Raw genomic sequence first — 23207 nt, forward strand, 5'->3', positions numbered from 1 at the left:
TCCCACAGGCGGGAGCCGCGTCCTTGGGCAGACATTGCCCATGAAAACGGGCGCCGAGGCTGAGTAGCGTCGTGGTCCTGCGGTGCTCTGCGGGATCTTTGCGCGTCCTTCGCGCGGAGGCCCGCGTGGGGTGGCCGCGTGCCGGGCACGTGGTGGGGTGTCCCGCCGGACAGGTGCAGAGAGGGCGAACGATGCCGGATCCGATTGAAGTGCGCAAGGTGCCGATCGAGAGCGTGACCGACGCCTCCGGCCTGGAGCGGCTCATCGACGACGGGGTGATCGAGGCACACCGCGTCCTGGCGGTCATCGGCAAGACCGAGGGCAACGGCGGCGTGAACGACTACACGCGCATCCTGGCCGACCGGGCCTTCCGCGAGGTGCTCGCCAGGAAGGGCCACCCGGCGCCCGACAACGTGCCGCTGGTGTGGTCGGGCGGCACCGACGGCGTCCTCAGCCCGCACGCCACCGTGTTCGCGACCCTCGACCCCGCCACGGCCGTGCCGTCGGACGAGCCTCGGGTGTCGGTCGGCGTCGCGATGAGCGAGGTGATCCTGCCGGAGGACATCGGCCGGCCCGCCATGGTGGGGAAGGTCGCGGCCGGCGTCCGCGAGGCCATGAAGATCGCCGGCATCGACGACCCGCGCGACGTCCACTACGTGCAGACCAAGACCCCGCTGCTCACCCTCGCCACCATCACCGACGCCAGGAGCCGCGGCAAGGACACCGTGATCGAGGAGACCGGCCCCTCCATGGACCTGTCGAACTCCACCACGGCCCTCGGCATCGCCGTCGCCCTCGGCGAGATCGAGATGCCGCGCGCCGACCAGATCCACAAGGACCTGTCCCTCTACTCGTCGGTCGCGTCCTGCTCCTCCGGGGTGGAGCTCGACCGGGCGCAGATCGTGCTGGTCGGCAACGTCCGCGGCATCGGCGGCCGGTACCGGATCGGGCACGGCGTCATGAGGGACGCGCTGGACGCCGACGGCATCTGGGCGGCGATCCGCGACTCCGGCCTCGCCCTGCCCGACCGACCCCACCCGTCCGACCTGGGCGACCGCCTGGTGAACGTCTTCATGAAGTGCGAGGCCGACCCGTCGGGCCGGGTGCGGGGCCGGCGCAACATCATGCTCGACGACTCCGACGTCCACTGGCACCGGCAGATCAAGGCCGCGGTGGGCGGCGTGGCGGCCGCGGTCACCGGCGACCCGGCCGTGTTCGTGTCGGTGGCCGCCGTTCACCAGGGGCCGTCGGGCGGCGGCCCGGTGGCGGCCATCTCCACTCCCTGACCCGCTCCCTGACCCGCACCCTGGCCCGCGCTCGGCCCCCGGGCTCGCGGGCCGGGCCGGACGTGTCAGCGGTCGAAGCGCGGTGCGGACGCGGTCAGGACGGTGTGCGCCGGGCGGCCTCCCCAGAGGTCGCCCAGCACCCCGGCGAGCGCCGCCAGGAGCTTGCCGACGTCGGCGGGCGCCGACTCGTGCAGCGCCTCGGCGACCACCAGCACCTCGCTCGTGGCGTCGCGGACGGCCGACAGCCCGCTCTGCCGGTTCGTCCACCGCCGGGCGTGCGCCCGCCCGGCCCCGTCGGCGAAGACCACCTCGCCCGGCGCCGGATGCTCCGTCTCCCCCGAGAAGGTCAGGTACGTCTCCTGCCCGCTCGCGTACCGCACCTCCAGGCCGTCCGCGACGGCGGAGACGTCGAACACGGCCACCGGGATCGCGTACGCCACCGACAGCGCGTTGCACACGTCGATCAGCGGGTGGATGCGCGGCAGCGCCCCCTCCTTGCGCAACCGCCGCAGCAGCGACTCCGCGGCGCACCGGTACTGCGTGGGCTTCAGCCCCATCCGCGCGAACGCCCGCCGCCACGCCCGCACCTCCGCCAGCTCACCCTCCGGCGAGACGGCCAGGCGGGCCAGCGCCGCCCGCTCGTGCTCGGCCACCACGGCGTCCACGGCCTCCCCGCGCACCTCCGTCGCGATCCCGCCCGCCGACAGCACCCCGGGGACCAGCTCCGGGAAGTCCCGCCAGATCTCGCTCGCGTGCCGCACGTACATGTCCTCACCTTTCCCAGGTAGCGAGGTCCGAGTCCCAGGTAACGGGGTCCGAGCGGTTCCCAGGCAGGAGGCCCGAGCGGTCGGATACGGGACCGCGGGCGGCCACGGGTAGTCTCGGCCTGTGCCGACCATCCCACAACCTCTCGACCCGGACGACGACGGCAGCGCCGCGCCCGCCGTGGCCGCCGCGCTCGCCGCGTACGCCGACGGCACGGCCGGTCCCGCCGAGGTCCTCGGCGCCCTGACCGGGGCCCGGCTCCTGGTGCCCGTGGTCGCCCTGCTCACCTCGTCGGAGGTGGGGGAGCACGGGCTGCGCCAGGAGAAGGAGAGCGAGATGGCGCTGCCCAAGCTGGTCGGCAAGGACGGCAGGCAGGCGGTGCTCGCGTTCACCGGCGCCCGCCCGCTGGCCCGGTGGCGGCCCGACGCGCGGCCCATCCAGGCGAGCACGCTGCAGGTCTGCCGGGCCGCCGTGGGCGAGCAGGCCGCCGCCGTCGTCGTGGACGTGGCCGGGCCGGTCACGTTCGTGATCGAGGGGGAGGTGCTGCAGGCGCTGGCCGCCGTCGAGTCGGGCACGCTCGGCACGCTGCCCGGCGTCACCGTGGCCCGCGTCGAGCCCGCCCCCGCCGAGCCCGCCCCCGTCGAGCCGTCCCGCAGGCGCCGCTGGTTCTCCCGCAGGAGCTGACCGTCCCCGAGGCCGGGACCCTGCCGGAACCCGCCTTCGGGACGCCCGCAACGGCCGAACCCCCGCGCCGCGCCGCCCGGCGCACTAGGGTCGCCCCGTGGTAGCACTGGTGGCGCTGCTCGGCCTCCTCGCCGGCCCCTACGTCCGGACCCTGGCCGGAGCCTTCCAGGAGGATCCCGCCGACACCCGCGCCGAGGTGCGCGCCGCCTTCGCCCGGACCCTGCGCACCGTGCCCGTCCCCGCCTGGCCGCCGGCCGTCGAACTGGCCACCGCCGCCGTGGCCGCCCTGGTCGCCTGGCGGGCGGGCCTGCCGTACGTGTTCCTCGCCCTCGCCGGCACGACCCTGGCGATCATCGACTGGCGTACCAGCAGGCTGCCCGACGCGATCACGCTCCCGGCGTACCCGCTGCTGGCCCTCAGCCTGCTGCCGGCGGGAGAGCTGCCGCGCGCGCTGCTCGGCGCGGCGGCGCTGGCCGCCGTCTACGGGGTGCTGTGGTTCGCCAGGCCCGCCGCGATGGGGCTCGGCGACGTCAAACTGGCCGGGCTCATCGGCATGGCCGCCGCCTCGCTCGGCTGGTCCGCGTGGGTCGTGGCCGCCGTGGCCGGCCAGCTCTGCGGCGCCCTGTACGCGCTGGCGCTGCTCGCCACCGGCCGGGCCCGCCGCGACACCCAGTTCCCCCTGGGCCCGTTCATGCTGCTCGGCGCGCTCGCCGCGCTCTGTCTCGGGCTTTGACGTCTCGGCTGGTGAACGCCCGGCCATCCCACTGGGCGGCACGTGGAAGACTTGTACGCATGTTGCGCTGGTTGACCGCCGGAGAGTCTCACGGCCCTGAGCTCGTTGCCATCATGGAAGGCCTGCCGGCCGGGGTCGAGGTGACCACGGCCGCCATCGACGAGGCGCTGCGCCGCCGCCGCCTGGGCTACGGCCGCGGCGCCCGGATGAAGTTCGAGCAGGACGAGGTGACGATCGTCGGCGGCGTCCGCCACGGCCGCACCATGGGCAGCCCGGTCGCCGTCCGCATCGGCAACACCGAGTGGCCGAAGTGGGAGAAGGTCATGGCCGCCGACCCGGTCGACCCCGCCGAGCTGGAGGGGCTGGCCCGCAACGCCCCACGCTCGCGGCCCCGGCCGGGCCACGCCGACCTGGCCGGCATGCAGAAGTACGGCTTCGACGACGCCCGGCAGGTCCTCGACCGGGCCAGCGCCCGCGAGACCGCCGCCCGGGTGGCGCTCGGCGAGGTGGCCAGGCGCTTCCTCAAGCAGGCGCTCGGCGTCGACATCGTCAGCCACGTGGTGTCCATCGGTGCGGCCCGCACGCCGGCCGAGGTCCTGCCCGGCCCCGGCGACCTGGGGCGCGTCGACGCCGACCCCGTCAGGTGCGCCGACCCCGAGGGGAGCGCCGCCATGGTCGAGGTCATCGACAGGGCGCACAAGGATGGCGACACCCTCGGCGGCGTCGTCGAGGTGCTCGCCTACGGCCTGCCGCCCGGCCTGGGCAGCTACACCCACTGGGACCGCCGCCTCGACTCCCGCCTGGCCGGGGCGCTCATGGGCATCCAGGCGATCAAGGGCGTGGCCGTCGGCGACGGGTTCGAGACGGCTCGCCGGCCGGGGTCCCGCGCCCACGACGAGATCGAATACACCGAGGGCGACGGCGTGCGCCGCATCACCAACCGCGCGGGCGGTGTCGAGGGCGGCATGACCAACGGCGAGGTCCTGCGGGTCAGCGCCGCCATGAAGCCCATCTCCACCGTGCCGCGGGCCCTGGCCACGATCGACGTCAAGACCGGTGAGGCGGCCAAGGCCCACCACGAGCGTTCCGACGTCTGCGCCGTCCCCGCGGCCGGCATCGTCGCCGAGGCGATGGTCGCGCTGGTGCTGGCCGACGCGGCGCTGGAGAAGTTCGGCGGCGACTCGGTCGAGGAAGTCGCCCGCAACCTGTCCGGCTACCTGTCCTCGATGGTGATCAAGTGACTGGCGACACGCGGCCCAGGGCCGTGCTCATCGGCCCGCCCGGATCCGGCAAGACGACCCTCGGCCGGCTGCTCGCCGAGCGGCTCGGCGTCGCCTTCCGCGACACCGACGCCGACGTGGAGGCCGTCGCCGGCAAGCCCGTCGCCGACATCTTCGTCGACGAGGGCGAGGCCCGCTTCCGCGAGCTGGAGCTGGCGGCCGTGCGCTCGGCGCTGGCCGAGCACGACGGCGTGCTGTCGCTCGGCGGCGGCGCGGTGCTCAACGAGCAGACGCAGGCGTTGCTGGCCGGTCACCGCGTCGTCTACCTGCAGGTCGGCCTCGCCGCCGCGGTGCAGCGGGTCGGCCTCGCCTCGGCCCGGCCGCTCCTCGTGCTCAACCCGCGCAGCCGGCTGAAGAAGCTCATGGAGGAGCGCCGTCCCGTCTACGAGCGGCTCGCCGTCCTCACCGTGGCCACCGACGACCGTGACCCGGGAGAGCTGGCCGACGAGATCGTGAAGGGACTGCCGGCATGACGGCGCCGACCGCTGCCGGGCCGGCGAGACGACGGAGGGAGCACACGCCATGACGACGGCCGCGACCAGGATCACGGTCACCGGTGACAGCCCGTACGACGTGGTCGTCGGCACGGGCGTGCTCGGTGAGCTGCCCGGGCTGCTCAAACCCGGGGTTCGCACGGTCGCCGTGATCCATCCGGCGAGCCTGCCCGAGATGTCCCGCCCGGTGTGCCAGGCGCTGTCCGACGCCGGCCACGACGTGGTGGCGCTGCCGGTCCCCGACGGCGAGCAGGCCAAGACCGTCGAGGTGGCCGCCCAGCTCTGGTCGGCCCTCGGCCGCTACGGCGTCACCCGCTCCGACGCCGTGGTCGGCGTCGGCGGCGGAGCCACCACCGACCTGGCGGGGTTCGTGGCCGGCACCTGGCTGCGCGGCGTCCAGGTGGTGCTCGTGCCCACCACGCTGCTCGCCATGGTCGACGCCGCGGTCGGCGGCAAGAACGGCATCGACACGCCCGAGGGCAAGAACCTCGTCGGCACGTTCCTGCCGCCCGCCGGAGTGCTGTGCGACCTGGCCACGCTGCCCACGCTGCCGCGCGCCGACTACGTCGCCGGGCTGGCCGAGATCATCAAGGGCGGCTTCATCGCCGACCCGGAGATCCTCGCCCTGGTCGAGGCCGACCCCGAGGCCGCCACCCGGCCCGACGGCCGGCACACCCGTGAGCTCATCGAACGCAAGGTCCGCGTCAAGGCCGACGTCGTCGGCGCCGACCTGCGCGAGGCCGGGCTGCGCGAGATCCTCAACTACGGTCACACGCTCGCCCACGCCATCGAACGTGCCGAGCACTACCAGATGCGCCACGGCGAGGCCGTCGCCATCGGCATGGTCTACGCCGCCGAGCTGTCCCGTCTCGACGGGCGCATCGGCGCCGACCTGGTTCAGCGCACCCGCTCCATCCTCACCTCCGTCGGCCTGCCCACCGCCTACCGCGCCGACGCCTGGCCGCAGCTGCGCGACCACATGCGGCTCGACAAGAAGAACCGCGGGGCCAAGCAGCGTTTCGTCGTCCTCGACGACCTCGCCCGGCCGAGCCGTCTCGAAGACCCGGCCGAGGACCTGCTGGAGGCGGCCTACCGGGAGATCTCCCGATGATCCCCGCCCCGCGGCCGGCGGGCACCCGTCACCCCGACAGCAGAGGCGGCGGCTCGTGACCCGTCACTACCGTTCCTTCGTGGCCCTCGGCGACAGCTTCACCGAAGGCCTGAACGACCCCGGCGCGAACGGCCACTACCGCGGTTGGGCGGACAGGGTGGCAGAGCGCCTCGCGGCCGACGACCCTGCGTTCCGCTACGCCAACCTGGCCGTGCGCGGCAGGCTGCTCGACCAGATCGTCACCGAGCAGGTGCCGCTCGCCGTCGACATGGCGCCCGACCTGGTGAGCCTGTGCGCCGGCGGCAACGACCTGCTCCGGCCCGGCAGCGACCCCGACGTGATGGCCAAGACGCTCGCCCGGGCCGTGCGTGAGGTGCGCGCCTGCGGGGCCGACGTGCTGCTGTTCAGCGGCGTCGACCCGCGTGACACCCCGCTCATGCGGCGGCTGCGCGGCCGCTTCGCCATCTACTACCTGCACATCCGCTCCATCGCCGACCTGTACGGCTGTCACCTGATCGACCTGTGGTCGATGCAGCCGCTCCGCGACTGGCGCGCCTGGAGCGACGACCGGCTGCACATGAACGAGGACGGCCACCGCCTCGTCGCCGCCCGGGTCCTCGACGTGCTGGGGGTGCCGTTCGACGACTGGCGCAGGGAGTGGCCGCAGCGCGAGGTCGACCCGCGGGCCAGGCGCCGCGAGGACACCCAGTGGCTTCGGGAGCACCTGGTGCCGTGGGTGGCCCGCCGTCTCCGTGGCACGTCCTCCGGCGACGGCCTCGACCCCAAGCGTCCCGACCTGGCGCCCTGGACCTCCTGAGCGCTCCGGCTCCGCCCGGAGCCCCGCCCCGGCCCACGGCGCCGGCCCGGCGACGGGCACGGAGGCGTACTCCGGCGTTCGCGTGTCCGCTGTCAGCGACCGGACGGGTCGGAGGCGACGGCATCGGCGGTGAGCTTGCCATCCGTCATGGTCAGCACCGTGTCGACCAGGGCCAGGGTCGCCAGATCATGCGTCACCATGACGGTCGCCAGCTTGTGCCGTCTGGTCAGATCGGCCAGCAGGGAGACGATCCGGGAGCCGCGTTCATGGTCGAGCGCGCTGGTGGGCTCGTCGATCAGCAGCACGTCGGGGGCGTTCATCAGCGCGCGGGCGATGTTGACCCGCTGGCGTTCGCCGCCGGAGAGCTGGTGCGGGCGTTTGCCTTCCTTGCCCCCGAGGTCCACGGCCAGCAGCAGCTCGCGGGCGCGGGCGCTCGCGGCCCGTGGCGAGCCCCCGGCGAGGTGTGCCATGACCAGCAGTTGGTCGAGGACGGTGAGGGAGGGGAGCAGGTTGGGCTGCTGGAAGACGATGCCGATGTGGTCGCGGCGGATCCTGGTCCGGGCCGCCTGGCCGGCCTGGGAGACGTCCTGCCCGGCGACGCGGACGGACCCGGAGGCGGGCCTGATCAGCGTGGCGGCGACGGCGAGCAGGCTCGACTTGCCCGAGCCCGAGGGGCCCACGACAGAGGCGAACTCCCCCGGGCCGACGGTGAGGTCCACGTGGTCGAGCGCGGTCAGGGTGCGCTCCCCGTCAGGGTAGGTCAACACGACGTCGGTGAGTTCGAGGGTCATCGGGCGGCTCCCAGAGCGGTCAGCGGGTCGACAGAGGTGATCTTCCGTACGGCCAGCGCGGCACCGCCGGCGCCGAGCAGGATCATCACGGTCACCGGAACGACGGTCGTGGCCGGTGACAACACGAACGGGACGGTGTCCCGGGCCAGCGCGCCGAGCCCGGCGCCCAGCGCGCCCCCGATGCCCGATCCCGCGAGCAGCACGATGACGGCCCCGGCGAGCGCGTCGCGCAGCAGGTAACCGGTGCTCGCGCCGAGGGCCTTCAGGACGGCGACGTCGCCGCGGCGCTGGATCGTCCAGACGGTGAAGAAGGCGCCGATGACGAGCGCGGAGATCGCGAACAGCAGGCCGCGCATGAGCTGGAGAGAGCCGTTCTCGGAGGAGAAGGAGCCGATCGCGGCGGGCGCCTGCGACAGCGGCACCACCATGGTGCCCGACCGGGCGCCGGCCGCGGCGAGGTCGGGCGTGCCGCCGGTGCGTAGCGCGAGGACGGTCGCCACGGTGTCGGCGCCGCTCTGGCGCCCCATCGGCTCCCAGTCGTCGATGCTGATCCACGCGACCGGGGCGTGGCTGTAGGAAGCCTCGCCACCGGTCGCGGCGACGGTGAACTCGCGGCCGGCGATCCGCACGGTGGCGCCGGTCGTGAGGCCGGTGTCGGCGGCGAGCGCGGCCGACAGCACCACCTTGCCCGCGGCGGCCGGCTCCGGGGCGAGCGCGCCGCCCGGCTGGACGCCGAACAGGGCGACCGCCGCACTGCGGTCGTCACTGCGGTCGTCACCGTGGTCGTCACCGTGGTCGTCACCGTAGGCGAGCCGCCCCATGGACACCCCGAGCCGCTCGGCGGTGACTCCGTCGACCTGCCGCCATTCCCGCCAGGTCTGCACGGTGATGCGGCTGTCGGAGAAGGCGGGCTTGTCCCCGCTGTCGAAGACGATGTGGTCGGCGGGCAGGTTCTCCACCGCCGAGACGTTCTCCCGGGCCAGTCCGGCGGTCAGGCCGGACAACATGGTCACCAGCAGGGTGATGAGGAGGACGACAGCGCCCATGAGGGCGAAGCGTCCTTTCGCGAAGCGCAGGTCTCTCAGCGCCACGAACACGGCGCAACCCCCTTGTGGACGGAGCCGATCCCAGACAGCCGATCCCAGACAGCCGAACACGGGAGGCTGAATCGGGCGGCCGATACGGGCGGCCGATACGGACGGCTCCAGCCTGGGTGCCCCCGGCCTCCCCGCGCGTCGTGCGAGCGGGCCGCCCCGAATACACCTTTCGAACGACGCGACCGCCGAACGCCGTCACATACGGTGAGCCGGACATGATGAACCATCCGTTCCCGCCCGCGCTGCTGCTGCTCCGCTGGGCCATTCACGGCACGTTCGCCATCCTGCTGGTGATCGCGGTCGTCGGCGTCGGCAGGCAGGAGCACGTCGGGCTCGCGCTGGGCGGCCTGCTCCTGGGGGTCCTCTACGCGGCCGGCATCCTCATCGAGGGATGGCTGACGCGCCTGCGGCCGGCACACCTGTGGCCGTCGCGCCTGTGGCTGCTGGCGATCACGCTCGGCTGGGCGGCGCTCGCCCTGTCCGGACCGCAGTTCGTCTGGCTGGCCTTCCCCCTCTTCTTCGCCTGCCTGCACCTGCTGCCGTTGGCGATCGCGCTGCCCGGGGTGGCCGTGCTGACCGTGGCCGCCATCGCGGCGGCGGGCTGGCACGCGGGCGGCATATCCGCCGCCCAGATCATCGGCCCGACCATCGGCGCGGCCGTGGCCACGCTCATGGCGCTGGTCTACAAGGCGCTGCACGCCGAGAGCGAGGAACGCCGCCGGCTCATCGACGATCTGGTCAGCACCCGGGGCAGACTCGTGGAAGCCGAACGCGACGCAGCCCGGCTGGCCGAGCGCGAGCGCCTGGCCCGCGAGATCCACGACGTCCTGGCCCAGGGCATGTCCAGCATCATCCTGCTGCTGCGCGCCGCCCGCCGTGACCTGGCCGGCGAGCCGGAAGCGGCCGAGCGACGCATCGCCGAGGCCGAGCGCGCCGCGCAGGAGAACCTGGAGGAGGCGCGCAGCTTCGTCCGGGCCCTGGCCCCGCCCGCCCTGCGGCAGTCCTCGCTGGCCGCCGCGCTGCGCATGGTCGGTGAGTCGATCTCGGCCGCCGCCGCGACCCAGGTGCGTTTCGAGGTGTCGGGCACGCCGGTCGCGCTGCCCGCGGACTACGACGTGGCGTTGCTGCGCATCGCACAGGGCGCCCTGGGCAACGTCAGCCGCCATGCGGGGGCCGAACGCGCCGGCGTCACGCTCACCTTTCTGGACGACATGGTCGTGCTGGACGTGTACGACGATGGCCGCGGGTTCGACCCCCGGTGTCCCTCCGGTCCGACGGCCGGAACCGGATACGGGCTGCTGGCCATGCGTGACCGCGTGTCCGCCCTGGGCGGCACCCTCACCGTCGAGTCGGTCCCCGGTGAAGGCACCGCCATCGCGGCCACGCTGCCGTTGCCCGCCAGGGAGGTGCGATGATCCGCATCGTCCTGGTGGACGACCACCCCGTGGTGCGCTCCGGCCTGCGTGCCATGCTGGCCGGCCAGCCCGACTTCCACCTGGCCGGTGAGGCCGCCACCGGGGAGGAGGGTGTCGAGCTGGCCCGCGAGGTCGCGCCCGACGTGGTCCTGATGGACCTCCAGCTCGGACCGGGCATCCACGGCAGCGAGGCGACGCGCCGGATCGTGGCTCTCGGCGGCCCCCGGGTGCTGGTGCTGACCACGTTCGACACGGACGCCGACATCGTGGCCGCGATCGAGGCGGGCGCCACGGGCTATCTCCTCAAGGACGCCCCGTCAGGCGAGCTGCACGCCGCCATCCGCTCGGCCGCGATCGGCGACAGCGCGCTGGCGCCCAGCGTCGCCACGCGGTTGCTGGGCCGCGTCCGGACACCTGAGACGACCTTGACGCCTCGCGAGCTGGAGGTGCTCGGCCACGTCGCCGCCGGCCTGTCCAACCGGCAGATCAGCAAGGCTCTCTTCCTCAGCGAGACCACGGTGAAGACGCACCTCGTCCGCATCTACGCCAAACTCGACGTCGACTCGCGCACCGCCGCCACCGCCGCCGCCACCAAGAAGGGCCTCATCCGCCCCCTGTGACCTCGGCTCCGCCTTGTCTCCGGAGCCTGCGGGTGCGGCGATCACGGGGCGGGACGGCCGAGCGGACCGGCGGGAGGCGCCCACAGGGGAGGCGCCCACATGGCGAGGCGTCTGGAGTGTGGCGTGCGGCTCAGCCTTCGGTGGCGAGGCGTCTGAGCGCGGCGCGGGGGATCGCCGGGTCGGTGGTGCGCCAGAACGGCGGCAGCGAGCCCAGCAGGAATCCGCTGTAGCGGGCCGTCGCAAGGCGGGGGTCGAGGACCGCGATGACGCCCTTGTCGTGCTGGGAGCGCAGCAGGCGGCCGGTGCCCTGGGCGAGCAGGAGCGCCGCGTGGGTGGCGGCGACCGTCATGAAGCCGTTGCCGCCCTTGGCCGCCACGTGACGCTGCCGGGCCGAGGTGAGCGGGTCGTCGGGACGCGGGAACGGCACCCGGTCGATGATGACCAGTCGCAGCGACGGGCCGGGCACGTCGACGCCCTGCCACAGCGACAGCGTGCCGAACAGACAGGTCGGCTCGTCCTCGGCGAACTGCTTGACGAGCAGCATGGTCGAGTCGTCGCCCTGGCACAGCAGCGGCACGTCGAGGCGGTCGCGCAGCGCCTCGGTGGCGGCCTTGGCTGCCCGCATCGAGGAGAACAGGCCGAGCGCGCGCCCGCCCGCCGCCTCGATCAGCTCGGCGATCTCGTCGACGTACTGCTCGGGCAGGCCGTCGCGGCCCGGCTGGGGCAGGTGCTTGGCGACGTAGAGGATGCCGGCGCGGGGGTGGTCGAACGGGGAGCCGACGTCGATGCCCTGCCAGCCGCGCGCCTTGCCGGGCCCCTCCGCGGACCCGCTGGCGGGGGAGGGGCCGGGGCCGGGTGCGGCGCCCAGGCCCCACTGGCGGGCCATGCCGTCGAACGTGCCGCCGAGGGCGAGCGTGGCGGAGGTCAGCACGACCGTGCGGTCGCCGAACAGCCGGTCGCGCAGCATGCCGCCGACGTTGAGCGGGGCGACGCGCAGCGCGGGCGGGCGGCGGTCGGTGGCGGCGTCGAGCCAGACCACCTCGGCCCGGTCGGCCTCCGAGGCGTGCCCGTAGGCCTCCAGCATGCGCACCGCGGTGTCGTGCACCTCGTCCAGCGCGGTGAACGCCGCCTTGCGCTGCCCGGCCTTGTCGGGGTCGTCGCGGTCGGCGCCGCGCGGCCCGAGTGCGGTGAGGCAGCGGGCCGCGGAGTCGCGGACCAGCGCCAGCGTCAGCGCGAGGACCTCGGGCAGCTCGTCGACCCGGCCCGCCGGGGCGGCGGCCAGCAGCGCCTTGAGGTCCTCGCCGGCCTCCTGCAACTGGTCGGCGATGGGCTGCTCGATCAGCCGGGCCACCCGTCGCACGGCCAGCGACACGGACGTCTCCGACAGCTCGCCGGTCACCACCGAGGTCACCCGGTCGACCAGCTCGTGGGCCTCGTCGACGACCACCATGTCGTGCTCGGGCAGCACCGGCAGGTCGCCCATCGCGTCGATGGCCAGCAGCGCGTGGTTGGTGACGACCACGTCCACCTCGCCGGCCTTGGCCCGGGCCAGCTCGGCGAAGCACTCGGCGCCGCTCGGGCAGCGGCTGGCGCCCAGGCACTCCTGGGCGCTCACCGAGAACTGCCGCCACGCCTGCTCGCTGACCCCCGGCACGAGCTCGTCGCGGTCGCCGGTCTCGGTCTCCTCGGCCCACTCCTGGATGCGCTGGACCATCCGGCCGGTGGCGCTGACCTCGCGCGGGTCGAACAACTGGTCCTGCTCGTCCTCCTCCGGCCAGCCCGCCGTCGCCTTGTAGCGGCACAGGTAGTTGCGCCGGCCCTTGAGGATGGCGTACGTGGGCTCGTGCGGCAGCTCCTTGGCCAGCGCCTCCGACAGCCGGGGCAGGTCGCGGTCGACGAGCTGGCGCTGCAGGGCGATCGTGGCCGTGGAGACCACCACGGGCGTGTCGGACTCCATGGCGTGGCGGATCGAGGGCACGAGGTAGGCGAGCGACTTGCCCGTGCCCGTGCCCGCCTGGACGGCGAGGTGCTCCTCGCTGTCGATGGCCCGCTGCACGGCCTGGACCATCGTGATCTGGCCCTGCCGCTCGCTCCCTCCGAGAGCGTTGACCGCGATGCTGAGCAGTTCGTCGACTGGCGGGAGATGGGAGTCCGGCACGGAGGTAAACGGTACCCGCATTCGGGGGCGCGCCGCGCCGGACATCCACAGGCGGGGCGTCCGGAGCGCGCTCGTCCACAGGCGCCGGGTTCCACGGCGCGGGCCACAGCGCGGTGTGATGGTGTGGACGCATCCCGTGGTTCGCGGAGTCGTTCGGCGGTGTGCGTGGCACACTGAACGATCGGGACTCCGGCTGGCATCGCATAGAGTGACGGCAGGGGTTCCCGATGGGGGTGGGAAGTCCGGTTAGGTAGGGTTTTCCGGGGTTGAGTGGACGAATAAAGGCTGGTTAAAGCAGTATGTCTGCCATGTCGGAAGTTGTCCCGTTGCCGTCGTTCGGTGAAGTGTTCTTCGATGCCCGAGGTCAGGAGCGGTGCCTCCGGGTGACGTGGCACGAGGGCACACTGGTCCTCAGTCTGTGGCGGGGAGAGATGTGCACCGCCAGCTTCCGCATGCCGATGGACGACGTCGGCCGCCTGCTCGACACCCTCGACGACGGCTACGCGGAGGCGACGGGCGAGCAGCCCGCGGTGCCCGCGCACGATCCGGGCACCGAGGTCATCCCGGGCACCGGCCAGTACCAGCGCCCGCCCCAGCCCGTGTCCCAGCCCGTGTCCCAGCCGGTTCAGCAGCCCATGCCGCAGGCGCAGCACTCCGACGAGCGCCCCACCGCGACGCTCTCGCCCAACGATGTGCTGGTGGCCAGGGGCACGCCCGCCCCTGACAAGCCGGCCCCGCAGGACAAGCTGGTGGCCTCCTACAGCGAGACCACGCCGCCGCGCGGCACCCCGGCCCCCCAGCAGCCGCCCCCGTACCCCGAGCGCGACCCGTTCACCGGCCCGCAGTACACCGACCCGGGCGCCGGCCAGTCCTACGGCGGCTCCTCCTATCGCGACCCGGGCCGAGCCGATCCCTTCACCGGGCCCCAGTACGTCGACGAGGCCACCCCCACCGGCCCGCAGTACAGCCTGGACCCCGACCCCTTCTCCGGTCCGCACCAGGTGGCCGCCTCCGGCGAGCGCGGCTACCAGCTCCGGCCGGCGCCGCTGTCCACCGACCCGCTCGGTTTCCCGTCGCAGGCCGCCGACCCGCTCGGCACGCCCCGCCGCGAGCCCAGGGGCGAGCCCCGCCAGGAGCGTTACGCCACGTCCGACTCCGGCTACCAGCAGAGCGCGGGGACGGCCGGCCTGGGCACCCCGATGCACGGCATTCCCGGCGCGGGCCGCCGCCGCGACGCCGCCCCGCCGCCCCCGTCCCACGACCGCTACCCGAGCCAGGACACCTATGCCGGTCAGGACCCTTACGCAGGTCAGGACACCTACGCCGGTCAGGAGACGTACTCCAGCCTGGACACCCCCTACCCCGACGCCTACCGGAGCGCCGACGGCTACTCCGGCCAGGACACGTACCCCGGCCAGGACGCCTACCCGCCGCCCCGCCAGAGCCCGGCCAATCCGGTCGACCCGCTGCTGGCCCTGAGCGAGCCCGGCCCTCCGCACCCGCAGCATCCCCAGCAGGACGCCACGCCGCTGTCCCGCCCCTACGTCGCCGGCGACTCGATGTTCTCCACCGGCGAACGGCTGCACCCCGAGGAGCGGTACGACGACCGCCGCTACGACGAACGGCCCTACGGGGAGGCGCAGTACGACCGCCGCTACGACGAGCGCGGCTACGACGACAGGGGCGAGCGCCGGGACTGGTGACCGGCCGCCGGGGCTGGCGGACCGGTCTCTGGGGCTGGTGACCCGCCGCCGGGCCACCCCGGCGGGCGCGGGCATCGGCCTGGGCGGGGTCCCGGCGGACCAGACGGCATGGTGACTCCTCCGCTCCCTGAAGGGAGCGGCTTCTCGCTAAGCCGCTTGGGCGGCCTGGCGAAGGGCAAGCCCTGCCCTGCGGATGTTGGTCGCCGCGTTCACGTCGGCGTGCGCGGTGTGCCCGCACGCCGTGCAGGCGAACGCGGCCTGGGTGAGGCGGTTGTCCTTCGCGCAGTGCCCGCAGCGGGCGCAGGTGCGGGAGGTGTTGCGGGGATCGACTGCGATCAGCTCTCGACCGGCGCTTTCAGCCTTGTGCGCGAGGATCGTCAGGAACACCCCCCAACCCGCGTCGAGAATCGAACGGTTGAGACCGGCCTTGGCGGCGACGTTACGACCGGGCGCGTCGATCGTGCCGGACGCCGAGCGCGTCATGTTCGCGATCCGCAGGTCCTCGTGCACGATCACGTCGTAGCCGCCGACCAACGCCAAGGCGGCCTTGTGCGCGCGGTCGATCCGCTGGCGGCGGACCTTGGCGTGCAACGCCGCCACCCGGGCGACCGCCTTACGCCGGCGCTTGGACCCGCGCTTCTTCCTGGCGAGATCGCGCTGGGCCGATGCCAGACGGCCGGCGCAGGCGGCCAGGTGCCGCCGGTTGTCGATGTGATGGCCGTCGCTGGTCGTGACCAGCGAGGCGACACCCAGGTCGACCCCGGCGACCACACCCGTGGCGGGCAGCGGCTGCGCGGGCACCTCGTCACACGACAACACCACGTACCAGCGCGAGCCCTCGCGCTTGACGCTGATCGTCTTCACCCGGCCCTTCACGGCCCGGTGCTGGTGCACCCGGACGTGGCCGACGCCCTGAAGGCGCACGAACGTGGCGGCCGGATGCTCGGGTTGGGAGTCCCACCGGCAGCCGTCGCCGTCCTTCGGCCACTGCACCGTGTCGAACCAGCCCCGCCCCTTGAAACGCGGGAACCCGGGCGTGCGCCCGGCCTTGACGCGGTCGAAGAACGCCCGGAACGCCTTGTCGAGCCGTCGCAGCGTGGCCTGCTGGGAGGAGAACGACCACCGGCCCGCACCCTCCCGATCGTCGGCGCGGATGTGCTTCAGCTCCGCCGACTGATCGCCGTACCGGACCGTGACACCCGCCTTGGCGTAGGCGGTGCGCCGGTGCTCCAACGCGGCGTTGTACAGGCTTCGGTGGTCGTCCAGGCATGCTGTAAGGGCGGCGGCCTGCCTGCTGGTGGGGCGCAGCAGGAACTTGTAGGACCTACGCACGAACACTCGCCCTGGGCGCCCGCTCGTCCTGAGTGTCGATGTGACGCCGCACCGTCCCGGCGGACACGGCGCCGACGGCGGCCACAAAGCAGGACCGCGACCACAGCGTGGGCAACTGGGAGCGAAGGTGTGCGCATTCGGCGCGCAGGTGGTGGGAGGTGAAACCCTTGAACTGGTTGGCCACATACGACGGCGAGTTCTCCGGGTGCGGCTCGACGAACAGGTGTACGCGGTCGGGCATCACCTCAAGCGCCACGATCTGCCACCCGTGCTCGTCGGCCCTGGCGTGGATCAACTCCTCCAGGCGGGCCTTCACCCGCCCGCCAAGCACCGGGCGGCGGCACTTCGGACACCACACCACGTGGTACCCGAGGTCGTACGCCGCGCCGGGGGAGGGGCGCACCTGACGAGTCACCCGATCAATATGACAGCGTCGCACAACCAGTGCGTGGTGAACGGAGGTGTCTGATGCGCGGACCTGACAGATCAGGGCACACTCGTGCCTTGGCAGCAGTCCCGCTCCCGATTCCCCCGGCGACTGAAGCTGCCGGGGGAATCGGGAGGTTCTGATGGAATCCATCGCGCCGTCCGCAAACCGGGAGGAAAGCCCGTGAATCCGACAACCGGCTTGCAGTTGCTGCTGGTCGCGGGTGGGGCGATAGCCGTCGCCGCCGTGGCTCGCCGCCGGGGCTGGTCCGCTCCGCTGTTGCTCGTCGCCGCCGGACTGCTGGCCTCGCCCCTGGTGCCCCCCGTGCCGCTCGAACCCGAGCTGGTGCTGTACGTGTTCCTGCCACCCTTGCTGTACTCGGCCGCGCTCGACAGCTCCTACCTGCGGCTGCGGGACGTCAGGCGGCACGTGGCGCTGCTGTCGGTGGGGCTGGTCCTGGCCACGATGGTCGTCGTCGGTCTCGTCGTCCACCTGATGCTGCCCGAGTTGCCGCTGGCGGCGGCGTTCGCGCTGGGCGCCATCATCGCGCCGCCGGACGCCGTGGCGGCGGTGGCGGTCGGGCGCAGGCTCGGCCTGCCGCGCCGGCCGCTGACCATCCTCATCGGCGAGAGCCTGTTCAACGACGCCACCGCCCTGACCGCCTACCGGGTGGCGATCGGGGCGGCCGTCGGCGGCACGGTGGACCTGCTCGACGCGGTCGGCGAGTTCGTCTACGCGGCGACCGTCGGCGTGGCCGTCGGGCTGGCGCTGGCGTTCGCGTCCGCCTGGCTGTTCCGGCGCACGCGCGACTCGCTCGTCGAGAACACGCTCATGCTGCTGATCCCGTTCGCCGCCTACCTGACGGCCGAGTCGGTACACGCCTCGGGCGTGATCTCGGTGGTCATCGTCGGCCTCTGCCTGGGCCACCAGATGCACCTGCGGGGGTTCGGCACGCGGCTGGTGTCCACGTCGGTGTGGAAGGTCGCCGACTTCTTCCTGGAGACGATCGTCTTCGCGCTGATCGGGCTGCAGCTCAGCACGGTGGTCGAGGGGATCGACGGCTACCGCCCGTGGGAGGTGGCCCTCTACGCGCTGGTGGTCTTCCTGGTCACCGTGCTGGTGAGGTTCGTCTGGGTCTTCCCGACGGGGTACCTGCTGCGGCTGCTCGGGCGGGGTCAGCCGCCGCCCACGCCCGCGCACATGACGGTCGTGAGCTGGGCCGGGATGCGCGGCGTGGTGTCGCTGGCAGCCGCGTTCGCCATTCCCGAGAGCGTCGAGGGCCGGCCGATGCTGCTCTTCCTCACCTTCACCACCGTGATCGCCACGCTGCTCGTCCAGGGCCTGTCGTTCCCCGCCCTGATCAGGAGGCTCGGCGTCTCCAGCGAGCACGAACGCTACGAGGACGCGCTCGCCGAGGCCAACGCCCAGCAGGCCGCGCTCAGTGCCGGGCTCGAAGCGCTGGACCGGCTGACCGAGTCGGAGGGCGAGCCGGACGAGATCCGCAGGCAGGTCATCGACCAGCTCCGCGAGAAGTCGTGGCGGCGCTCGCTCGGCGCGTGGGAACGGCTGGGCGGCGGCACCGGCCAGAACGGCGCGGAGACGCCCAGCGCCCTCTACCGGCGGTTGCGCCGGGACATGCTCCAGGCCGAGCGCGAGGTCTTCGTCCGCCTGCGCGACGAGCGGCGTCTCGACGACGAGGTGATGCGCGAGGTGATGGCCCAGCTCGACTTCGAGGAGGCCATCCTCGAACGCTGAGGTCCTCGAACGCTGAGGTCCTCGAACGCTGAGGTCCTCGAACGCTGAGGTCCTCGTACGCCGGGGTCAGCCCATCGCGTTGTCGACGTAGCACCAGCGCCACTGCTCGCCGGGCTCGTACGACTGGATCACTGGGTGGGCGACCTCGTGGAAGTGCCGGGTCGCGTGCTTGTTGGGCGAGGAGTCACAGCAGCCGATGTGCCCGCAGGTGAGGCAGCGGCGCAGGTGCACCCATGGGCTGCCGATGGCCAGGCACTCCTCGCACCCCTCGGGGGTGCGGGGGGACGGATCGGTGGCGCTGGAAAGATGCTCACAAATTGCCATAGGGGAAATCCTAGAACTAGAACCGCATTCCAATTCGGCGACGCCTCTTGCTGATCGGCGGGGTCGCGGTCCAGATTGTGAGCACACGGGGAGTGACGTACACCACAATCCCGGGGAGCCGGCTTGCTGGAGGTCCGCAATCTCGAGGTCGTCTACGACGATGTGATGCTCGTGCTGCGGGGCGTCAGCCTCGTGGTCCGCCCTGGCTCGATCGTCGCCCTGCTCGGCGCCAACGGCGCGGGCAAGACCACGCTGTTACGTGCCCTGTCGGGCCTGCTCGACGTGCACGACGGAAAGATCACCAAAGGCTCTGTCACCCTTGAGGGCGAGCCCGTCCACCATCTCAGACCCGCGCAGATCGTCCGGCGCGGCATCAGTCAGGTCATGGAGGGCCGCCGCATCCTGGCCGAGCTGACCGTCGAGGAGAACCTCAGGGTCGGCGGCCACACCGAGCGCGTCTCCCATCTCGACCGCGTCTACGACCTGTTCCCGCTCCTGCGCGAGCGGCGGGCGAACGTGGCCGGCTACCTGTCGGGAGGCGAGCAGCAGATGCTCGCCGTCGGCCGCGCCCTCATGGCCGGCCCGCGCTACCTGCTGCTCGACGAGCCCAGCCTGGGGCTCGCCCCCGCGCTGGTCACGCAGATCCGCGACCTGGTCGTCGAGATCAACCGGCAGGGCACCACCGTCCTGCTCGTCGAGCAGAACGCCACCATGGCGCTGTCCATCGCCGACCACGGCTACGTCATGGAGACCGGCAAGATCGTCATGGACCGGCCGTCGGGAGAGCTGCTGGCCGACGAGGACATCAAGGAGTTCTACCTCGGGACCGTCCGGTCCTTCCGCGAGGTCAAGCACTACAAGCGGAGGAAGCGGTGGCTGTCGTGAACACCGGGCCGGCCGCGCCGGTCCTGCGGGTCGAGGACGTGCACCTCAGCTTCGCCGGGGTCAAGGCCATCGACGGCGTCACCTTCGACGTGGGCCCCGCCGAGCTGCTGGCGATCATCGGGCCGAACGGCGCCGGCAAGACGTCGATCTTCAACGTGCTGTCGGGCGTCTACCGGCCGCAGCGCGGCCGGGTCACCTTCCTCGGCGAGGACCTGCTCGCCGGGCGGCCGCCCGAGATCGCCGCGATGGGCCTGGCCAGGACCTTCCAGAACGTGGAGCTGTTCCACAACCTCACCGTCCTGGACAACCTCATGCTCGGCCGCCACCACCACTTCCGCTACGGCGCGCTCGCCGCCGTCCTGTGGTACGGCCGGGCCAGGCGGGCCGAACTGGCCGCCCGCGCCCGGATCGAGGAGATCATCGACTTCCTGGAGCTGGAGCCCTGGCGGCGTCACCCGGTGCGGCTGCTGCCGTACGGCGTCCAGAAACGGGTCGAGCTGGGCCGGGCGCTGGCGATGGAGCCCCGGCTGCTCCTGCTGGACGAGCCGGTCGCCGGCATGAACCTGGAGGAGACGGAGGACATGGCCAGGTTCGTCCTGGACATCCGCGACGAGCTGGGCATCCCGATGGTGCTCGTCGAGCACGACATGGGCCTGGTCATGGACCTGGCCGACCGGGTGCTGGTGCTGGACTTCGGCCGGCCCGTCGCGCTGGGCGCCCCGGCCGAGGTGCAGCGCGACCCCGAGGTGATCCGGGCGTACCTGGGAGGGGCGGCATGACGGCGACCATCGGCGAGCGGAACGCGGCCGGTCTGACCACCATCGTCACCCGGGTGCGCGAGCGCGCCCGGGCCGCCCCCGGCGCCGTCGCCATGCGGCACAAGGACCTCGGCATCTGGCGGGAGGTCACCTGGGGCGCCTACTGGGAACGCGCCGAGCTGGTCGCCCACGCGCTGCTCGCGCTCGGCGTCGAGCCCGGCGACCGGATCGCGGTTCACTCCGAGAACCGGCCCGAATGGCTCTACACCGACCTCGGCGCCGTCGCCGTCCGCGCCGTCACGGTCGGCCTCTACCCCACGAGCCCGGCCGCCGAGGTCGCCCACCTGCTCGCCGACTCCGGCGCGACGATCCTGCTCGCCGAGGACCAGGAACAGGTGGACAAGGCGCTGGCCGTCGCCGCGGACTGCCCCGGCCTGCGGCACATCGTCCACCTGGAGCCGCGCGGCATCCGCGGCCGCTACACCGACCCGCGGCTGCTGGCCTGGCCCGACCTGCTCACCCTGGGCGAGCGGCACCGCGCCGAGCACCCGGACGCCGTCGAACGGCGGATGGCCGCCGCCGAGCCCGGCGACGTGATGACGCTCATCTACACCTCGGGCACCACGGGCCCGCCCAAAGGGGTGATGCTGACCGTCCGCAACGTCGAGTTCGCCGTCGAGACGCTGGTGACCGGCGGCGGGTTCACCTCGCCGCCGCCGTCCGAGCGGGACCTGGCGCTGTCGTACCTGCCGCTGTGCCACGTCGCCGAGCGGGCGTTCACCGTGTGGTTCAACGCGGCGGCCGGCGTGCAGGTGAACTTCGCCGAGTCCCTCGACACCGTCCAGGCCAACCTGCGCGAGGTGCAGCCGACGATCCTGTTCGGCGTGCCGCGCATGTGGGAGAAGGTGCTCGCCCAGGTGGACATCAGGCGCGAGTCCGCCACCCCGGTCAAGCGGGCGCTGACCCGGTTCTGGCTGCGGGTGGCCGACCGCGTCGGCGACACGCTGGTGCGCACCGGTGGCCGGCACACCGCCGCCACCCGCCTGCTCTACGCCGCCGGCTGGTTCTGCTGCTACCGGGCGCTGCGCGAGCGGCTCGGCATGCGCCGCGTCCGCTACGCGGCCTCCGGCGCCGCTCCGATCGCCCCCGCCGTGCTCAAGTTCTACATGGGGATCGGCATCCCCATGCACGAGGTGTACGGGATGAGCGAGAACACCGCCGTCGCCACCGCCAACCGGCCCGGCCGGGTCCGCCTGGGCACGGTCGGCGAGCCGCACCCCGGCGTCGAGCTGCGCATCGACGAGACCACGGGCGAGATCATGACCCGGCATCCGGGCACGTTCGCCGGCTACTGGGGCAACCCGCGAGCCACGGCCGACGTCCTCGACCCGGACGGCTGGCTGCACACCGGAGACGTCGGCGAGTGGGTGGACGGCACGCACGTCCGCATCACCGACCGGATGAAGGACATCATCATCACCGCCGGCGGCAAGAACGTCGCCCCCAGCGAGATCGAGAACGCGCTCAAGGCGTCGCCGTACGTCAAGGAGGCCGTCGTCGTCGGTGACCAGCGCCCCTACCTCGTCGCGCTCATCGGCGTCGAACCCGACACGGTGGGGGAGTGGGCCCGGCGGCGCGGCATCACCTACACCACCTACCGCGACCTTTCGGGCAAACCTGAGGTCCGGGAGCTGGTCCAGGGCGTCGTGGACGAGGTGAACTCCCGCTTCGCCCGCGTCGAGCAGGTCAAACGCTTCGCGTTCCTGCCCAAGGAGCTCGACCACGAGGACGGCGAGCTGACCGCCACCCAGAAGGTCAGGCGCTCCGCCGTCGCCAGGCTGTTCGAGGACCTCGTCGAAGGGATGTACGCGCGGTGAAGGCGCTGCTGGAAACGGTCATCAGGGGGCTGGGCAACGGCTCGGTCTACGCGCTGCTGGCGCTCGGATTCGTGATCATCTACAAGGCGACCCGCGTGATCAGCTTCGCCCAGCCCGCCCTCATGCTGGCCGGCGCGGTCGCGGTCAGCTACCTGGCGGAGGTGACCGGCTTCTACACCGCCGTGCTGCTGGCCGGGCTGCTCATCGCCGGGGTGGCCCTGGCCGTCGAGCGGGTCGCGATCCGGCCCATGGTGGGGCGGCCGGTGTTCGTGGTGGCGATCATCACGCTCGGCGTCGACATCGTCGTCCGCGTCGTGGTGAACGCCTTCATCGGCAGGGACGTGCGGCAGGTGGGCGACCCGTGGGGGTTCGACCAGGTCACGCTCGGCCCGCTGGTCGTGCAGCAGCGCTGGCTGGCCATGCTCGCGGTGACGGCGGTGCTGGTCGGACTGCTGTTCGCGTTCTTCCGGTACACCAGGTACGGGCTGGCGATGCGGGCCGCCGCGTTCGACCAGGAGACGGCCCTGGCCCAGGGCGTGTCGGTGGGCATGGTCTTCGCGCTGTCGTGGGGGCTGGCCGGGTTCCTGGCCGCCGTCGCCGGGATGTTCGTCGGCACCGGGCAGGGCATCGAACAGGGCACCTGGGTCGTCGCGCTCAAGGCGCTGCCCGCGATCATCGTGGGCGGCCTCGACTCGCTCGGCGGCGCCGTCGCCGGCGGGCTGGTGGTGGGGGTGGTCGAGTCGCTGTTCCAGTCCTACCAGGGCGAGTACGCGCCGTGGCTGGGCCAGAACTTCGCCGTCGTCACGCCGTACGTGGTGATGTTGGTCGTCCTGCTGGTCAGGCCGTACGGCCTGTTCGGCACCCGGGAGGTCGAGCGGGTATGACAGAGACGAAA

22 protein-coding genes are annotated in these 23207 nt (G+C 72.8%); 15 read left to right on the top strand and 7 right to left on the bottom strand.

The genetic code is table 11. From position 1 onward, the window contains the following. The first annotated feature begins 191 nt into the window (after positions 1 to 191). A complete protein-coding gene (locus ACGF0J_RS04125) occupies positions 192 to 1286 on the top strand; it encodes a ring-opening amidohydrolase (RefSeq protein ID WP_393141970.1) in 1095 nt (364 codons plus the stop codon). 65 nt (positions 1287 to 1351) lie between these two features. On the opposite strand, the gene ACGF0J_RS04130 is transcribed toward ACGF0J_RS04125, so the two are convergent. Next, entirely contained in the window at positions 1352 to 2053 is a 702-nt protein-coding gene (locus tag ACGF0J_RS04130; RefSeq protein ID WP_393141971.1) for a B3/4 domain-containing protein, read from the bottom strand. Positions 2054 to 2174: 121 nt separating this feature from the next. On the opposite strand from ACGF0J_RS04130, the gene ACGF0J_RS04135 reads away from it, so the two are divergent. The 6 genes from ACGF0J_RS04135 to ACGF0J_RS04160 all read left to right on the top strand — a co-directional run bounded on the left by ACGF0J_RS04135 (position 2175) and on the right by ACGF0J_RS04160 (position 7170). Continuing rightward, entirely contained in the window at positions 2175 to 2735 is a 561-nt protein-coding gene (locus tag ACGF0J_RS04135) for an SseB family protein (protein WP_393141972.1), read from the top strand. 97 nt (positions 2736 to 2832) lie between these two features. Continuing rightward, the gene (locus ACGF0J_RS04140) at positions 2833 to 3468 is read left to right on the top strand and encodes a prepilin peptidase (RefSeq protein WP_393141973.1); all 636 of its coding nucleotides are present in this window, start codon (positions 2833 to 2835) and stop codon (positions 3466 to 3468) included. 59 nt (positions 3469 to 3527) lie between these two features. Beyond that, positions 3528 to 4709 carry a chorismate synthase gene (gene aroC / locus ACGF0J_RS04145; protein WP_393141974.1) on the top strand — a complete coding sequence of 394 codons (1182 nt, stop codon included), beginning with the start codon at positions 3528 to 3530 and terminating at the stop codon, positions 4707 to 4709. Next, positions 4706 to 5221 (top strand): shikimate kinase, encoded by a 516-nt coding sequence (locus tag ACGF0J_RS04150; protein WP_393141975.1) that lies wholly within the window; start codon positions 4706 to 4708, stop codon positions 5219 to 5221. The genes aroC and ACGF0J_RS04150 overlap by 4 nt, the downstream gene beginning before the upstream one ends. Before the next feature lie 49 nt (positions 5222 to 5270). Beyond that, the gene (gene aroB / locus ACGF0J_RS04155) at positions 5271 to 6353 is read left to right on the top strand and encodes a 3-dehydroquinate synthase (protein WP_393141976.1); all 1083 of its coding nucleotides are present in this window, start codon (positions 5271 to 5273) and stop codon (positions 6351 to 6353) included. Positions 6354 to 6408: 55 nt separating this feature from the next. Then, complete coding sequence (locus ACGF0J_RS04160) at positions 6409 to 7170, top strand: SGNH/GDSL hydrolase family protein (RefSeq protein WP_393141977.1); 762 nt, start codon at positions 6409 to 6411, stop codon at positions 7168 to 7170. Between the two features lie 92 nt (positions 7171 to 7262). Here ACGF0J_RS04160 and ACGF0J_RS04165 read toward each other — a convergent pair whose 3' ends face one another. Both ACGF0J_RS04165 and ACGF0J_RS04170 read right to left on the bottom strand, forming a co-directional pair. Continuing rightward, positions 7263 to 7961, bottom strand: coding sequence for an ABC transporter ATP-binding protein (locus ACGF0J_RS04165; RefSeq protein WP_393141978.1), 699 nt, complete (start codon positions 7959 to 7961; stop codon positions 7263 to 7265). Beyond that, entirely contained in the window at positions 7958 to 9058 is a 1101-nt protein-coding gene (locus tag ACGF0J_RS04170) for an FtsX-like permease family protein (RefSeq protein ID WP_393141979.1), read from the bottom strand. Before ACGF0J_RS04170 ends, ACGF0J_RS04165 begins: the two co-directional genes overlap by 4 nt. Positions 9059 to 9273: 215 nt before the next feature. Between ACGF0J_RS04170 and ACGF0J_RS04175 the strand changes: the two genes are divergently transcribed. Both ACGF0J_RS04175 and ACGF0J_RS04180 read left to right on the top strand, forming a co-directional pair. Further along, positions 9274 to 10473: a sensor histidine kinase gene (locus tag ACGF0J_RS04175; RefSeq protein WP_393141980.1), complete on the top strand. Its 1200-nt coding sequence runs from the start codon at positions 9274 to 9276 to the stop codon at positions 10471 to 10473. Further along, positions 10470 to 11093, top strand: a complete 624-nt coding sequence (locus ACGF0J_RS04180; RefSeq protein ID WP_393141981.1) for a response regulator — start codon at positions 10470 to 10472, stop codon at positions 11091 to 11093. Before ACGF0J_RS04175 ends, ACGF0J_RS04180 begins: the two co-directional genes overlap by 4 nt. A gap of 130 nt (positions 11094 to 11223) precedes the next feature. Here the strand turns inward: ACGF0J_RS04180 and ACGF0J_RS04185 are convergent, their stop codons facing one another. Then, on the bottom strand, positions 11224 to 13272 hold the full coding sequence (locus tag ACGF0J_RS04185) for an ATP-dependent DNA helicase (RefSeq protein WP_393141982.1): 2049 nt from the start codon (positions 13270 to 13272) through the stop codon (positions 11224 to 11226). Positions 13273 to 13682: 410 nt separating this feature from the next. Here ACGF0J_RS04185 and ACGF0J_RS04190 point away from each other — a divergent pair, with 410 nt between their 5' ends. Beyond that, on the top strand, positions 13683 to 14954 hold the full coding sequence (locus tag ACGF0J_RS04190) for a hypothetical protein (protein WP_393141983.1): 1272 nt from the start codon (positions 13683 to 13685) through the stop codon (positions 14952 to 14954). Positions 14955 to 15101: 147 nt separating this feature from the next. Here the strand turns inward: ACGF0J_RS04190 and ACGF0J_RS04195 are convergent, their stop codons facing one another. Both ACGF0J_RS04195 and tnpA read right to left on the bottom strand, forming a co-directional pair. Then, a complete protein-coding gene (locus ACGF0J_RS04195) occupies positions 15102 to 16286 on the bottom strand; it encodes an RNA-guided endonuclease InsQ/TnpB family protein (protein WP_393141984.1) in 1185 nt (394 codons plus the stop codon). Next, on the bottom strand, positions 16279 to 16701 hold the full coding sequence (gene tnpA, locus ACGF0J_RS04200; protein ID WP_393141985.1) for an IS200/IS605 family transposase: 423 nt from the start codon (positions 16699 to 16701) through the stop codon (positions 16279 to 16281). The genes ACGF0J_RS04195 and tnpA overlap by 8 nt, the downstream gene beginning before the upstream one ends. 195 nt (positions 16702 to 16896) lie before the next feature. Here tnpA and ACGF0J_RS04205 point away from each other — a divergent pair, with 195 nt between their 5' ends. Then, the gene (locus ACGF0J_RS04205; protein WP_393141986.1) at positions 16897 to 18468 is read left to right on the top strand and encodes a Na+/H+ antiporter; all 1572 of its coding nucleotides are present in this window, start codon (positions 16897 to 16899) and stop codon (positions 18466 to 18468) included. A gap of 66 nt (positions 18469 to 18534) precedes the next feature. Here ACGF0J_RS04205 and ACGF0J_RS04210 read toward each other — a convergent pair whose 3' ends face one another. Continuing rightward, positions 18535 to 18792 carry a ubiquitin carboxyl-terminal hydrolase 14 gene (locus ACGF0J_RS04210; RefSeq protein ID WP_393141987.1) on the bottom strand — a complete coding sequence of 86 codons (258 nt, stop codon included), beginning with the start codon at positions 18790 to 18792 and terminating at the stop codon, positions 18535 to 18537. A 123-nt stretch (positions 18793 to 18915) separates the two neighbouring features. Between ACGF0J_RS04210 and ACGF0J_RS04215 the strand changes: the two genes are divergently transcribed. Genes ACGF0J_RS04215 through ACGF0J_RS04230 form a run of 4 tightly spaced genes read left to right on the top strand, consistent with a single transcriptional unit; the run spans position 18916 to position 23196 of the window. Further along, on the top strand, positions 18916 to 19677 hold the full coding sequence (locus tag ACGF0J_RS04215; protein ID WP_393141988.1) for an ABC transporter ATP-binding protein: 762 nt from the start codon (positions 18916 to 18918) through the stop codon (positions 19675 to 19677). Further along, on the top strand, positions 19665 to 20456 hold the full coding sequence (locus tag ACGF0J_RS04220; protein WP_393141989.1) for an ABC transporter ATP-binding protein: 792 nt from the start codon (positions 19665 to 19667) through the stop codon (positions 20454 to 20456). Before ACGF0J_RS04215 ends, ACGF0J_RS04220 begins: the two co-directional genes overlap by 13 nt. Continuing rightward, positions 20453 to 22312, top strand: coding sequence for an AMP-dependent synthetase/ligase (locus ACGF0J_RS04225; RefSeq protein WP_393141990.1), 1860 nt, complete (start codon positions 20453 to 20455; stop codon positions 22310 to 22312). The genes ACGF0J_RS04220 and ACGF0J_RS04225 overlap by 4 nt, the downstream gene beginning before the upstream one ends. Further along, a complete protein-coding gene (locus ACGF0J_RS04230) occupies positions 22309 to 23196 on the top strand; it encodes a branched-chain amino acid ABC transporter permease (protein ID WP_393141991.1) in 888 nt (295 codons plus the stop codon). The genes ACGF0J_RS04225 and ACGF0J_RS04230 overlap by 4 nt, the downstream gene beginning before the upstream one ends. Positions 23197 to 23207 lie beyond the last annotated feature (11 nt).

Origin of the sequence: Nonomuraea sp. NPDC047897, assembly GCF_043204415.1 — a bacterium.
In the GTDB taxonomy this organism is placed as follows: Bacteria; Actinomycetota; Actinomycetes; order Streptosporangiales; family Streptosporangiaceae; genus Nonomuraea.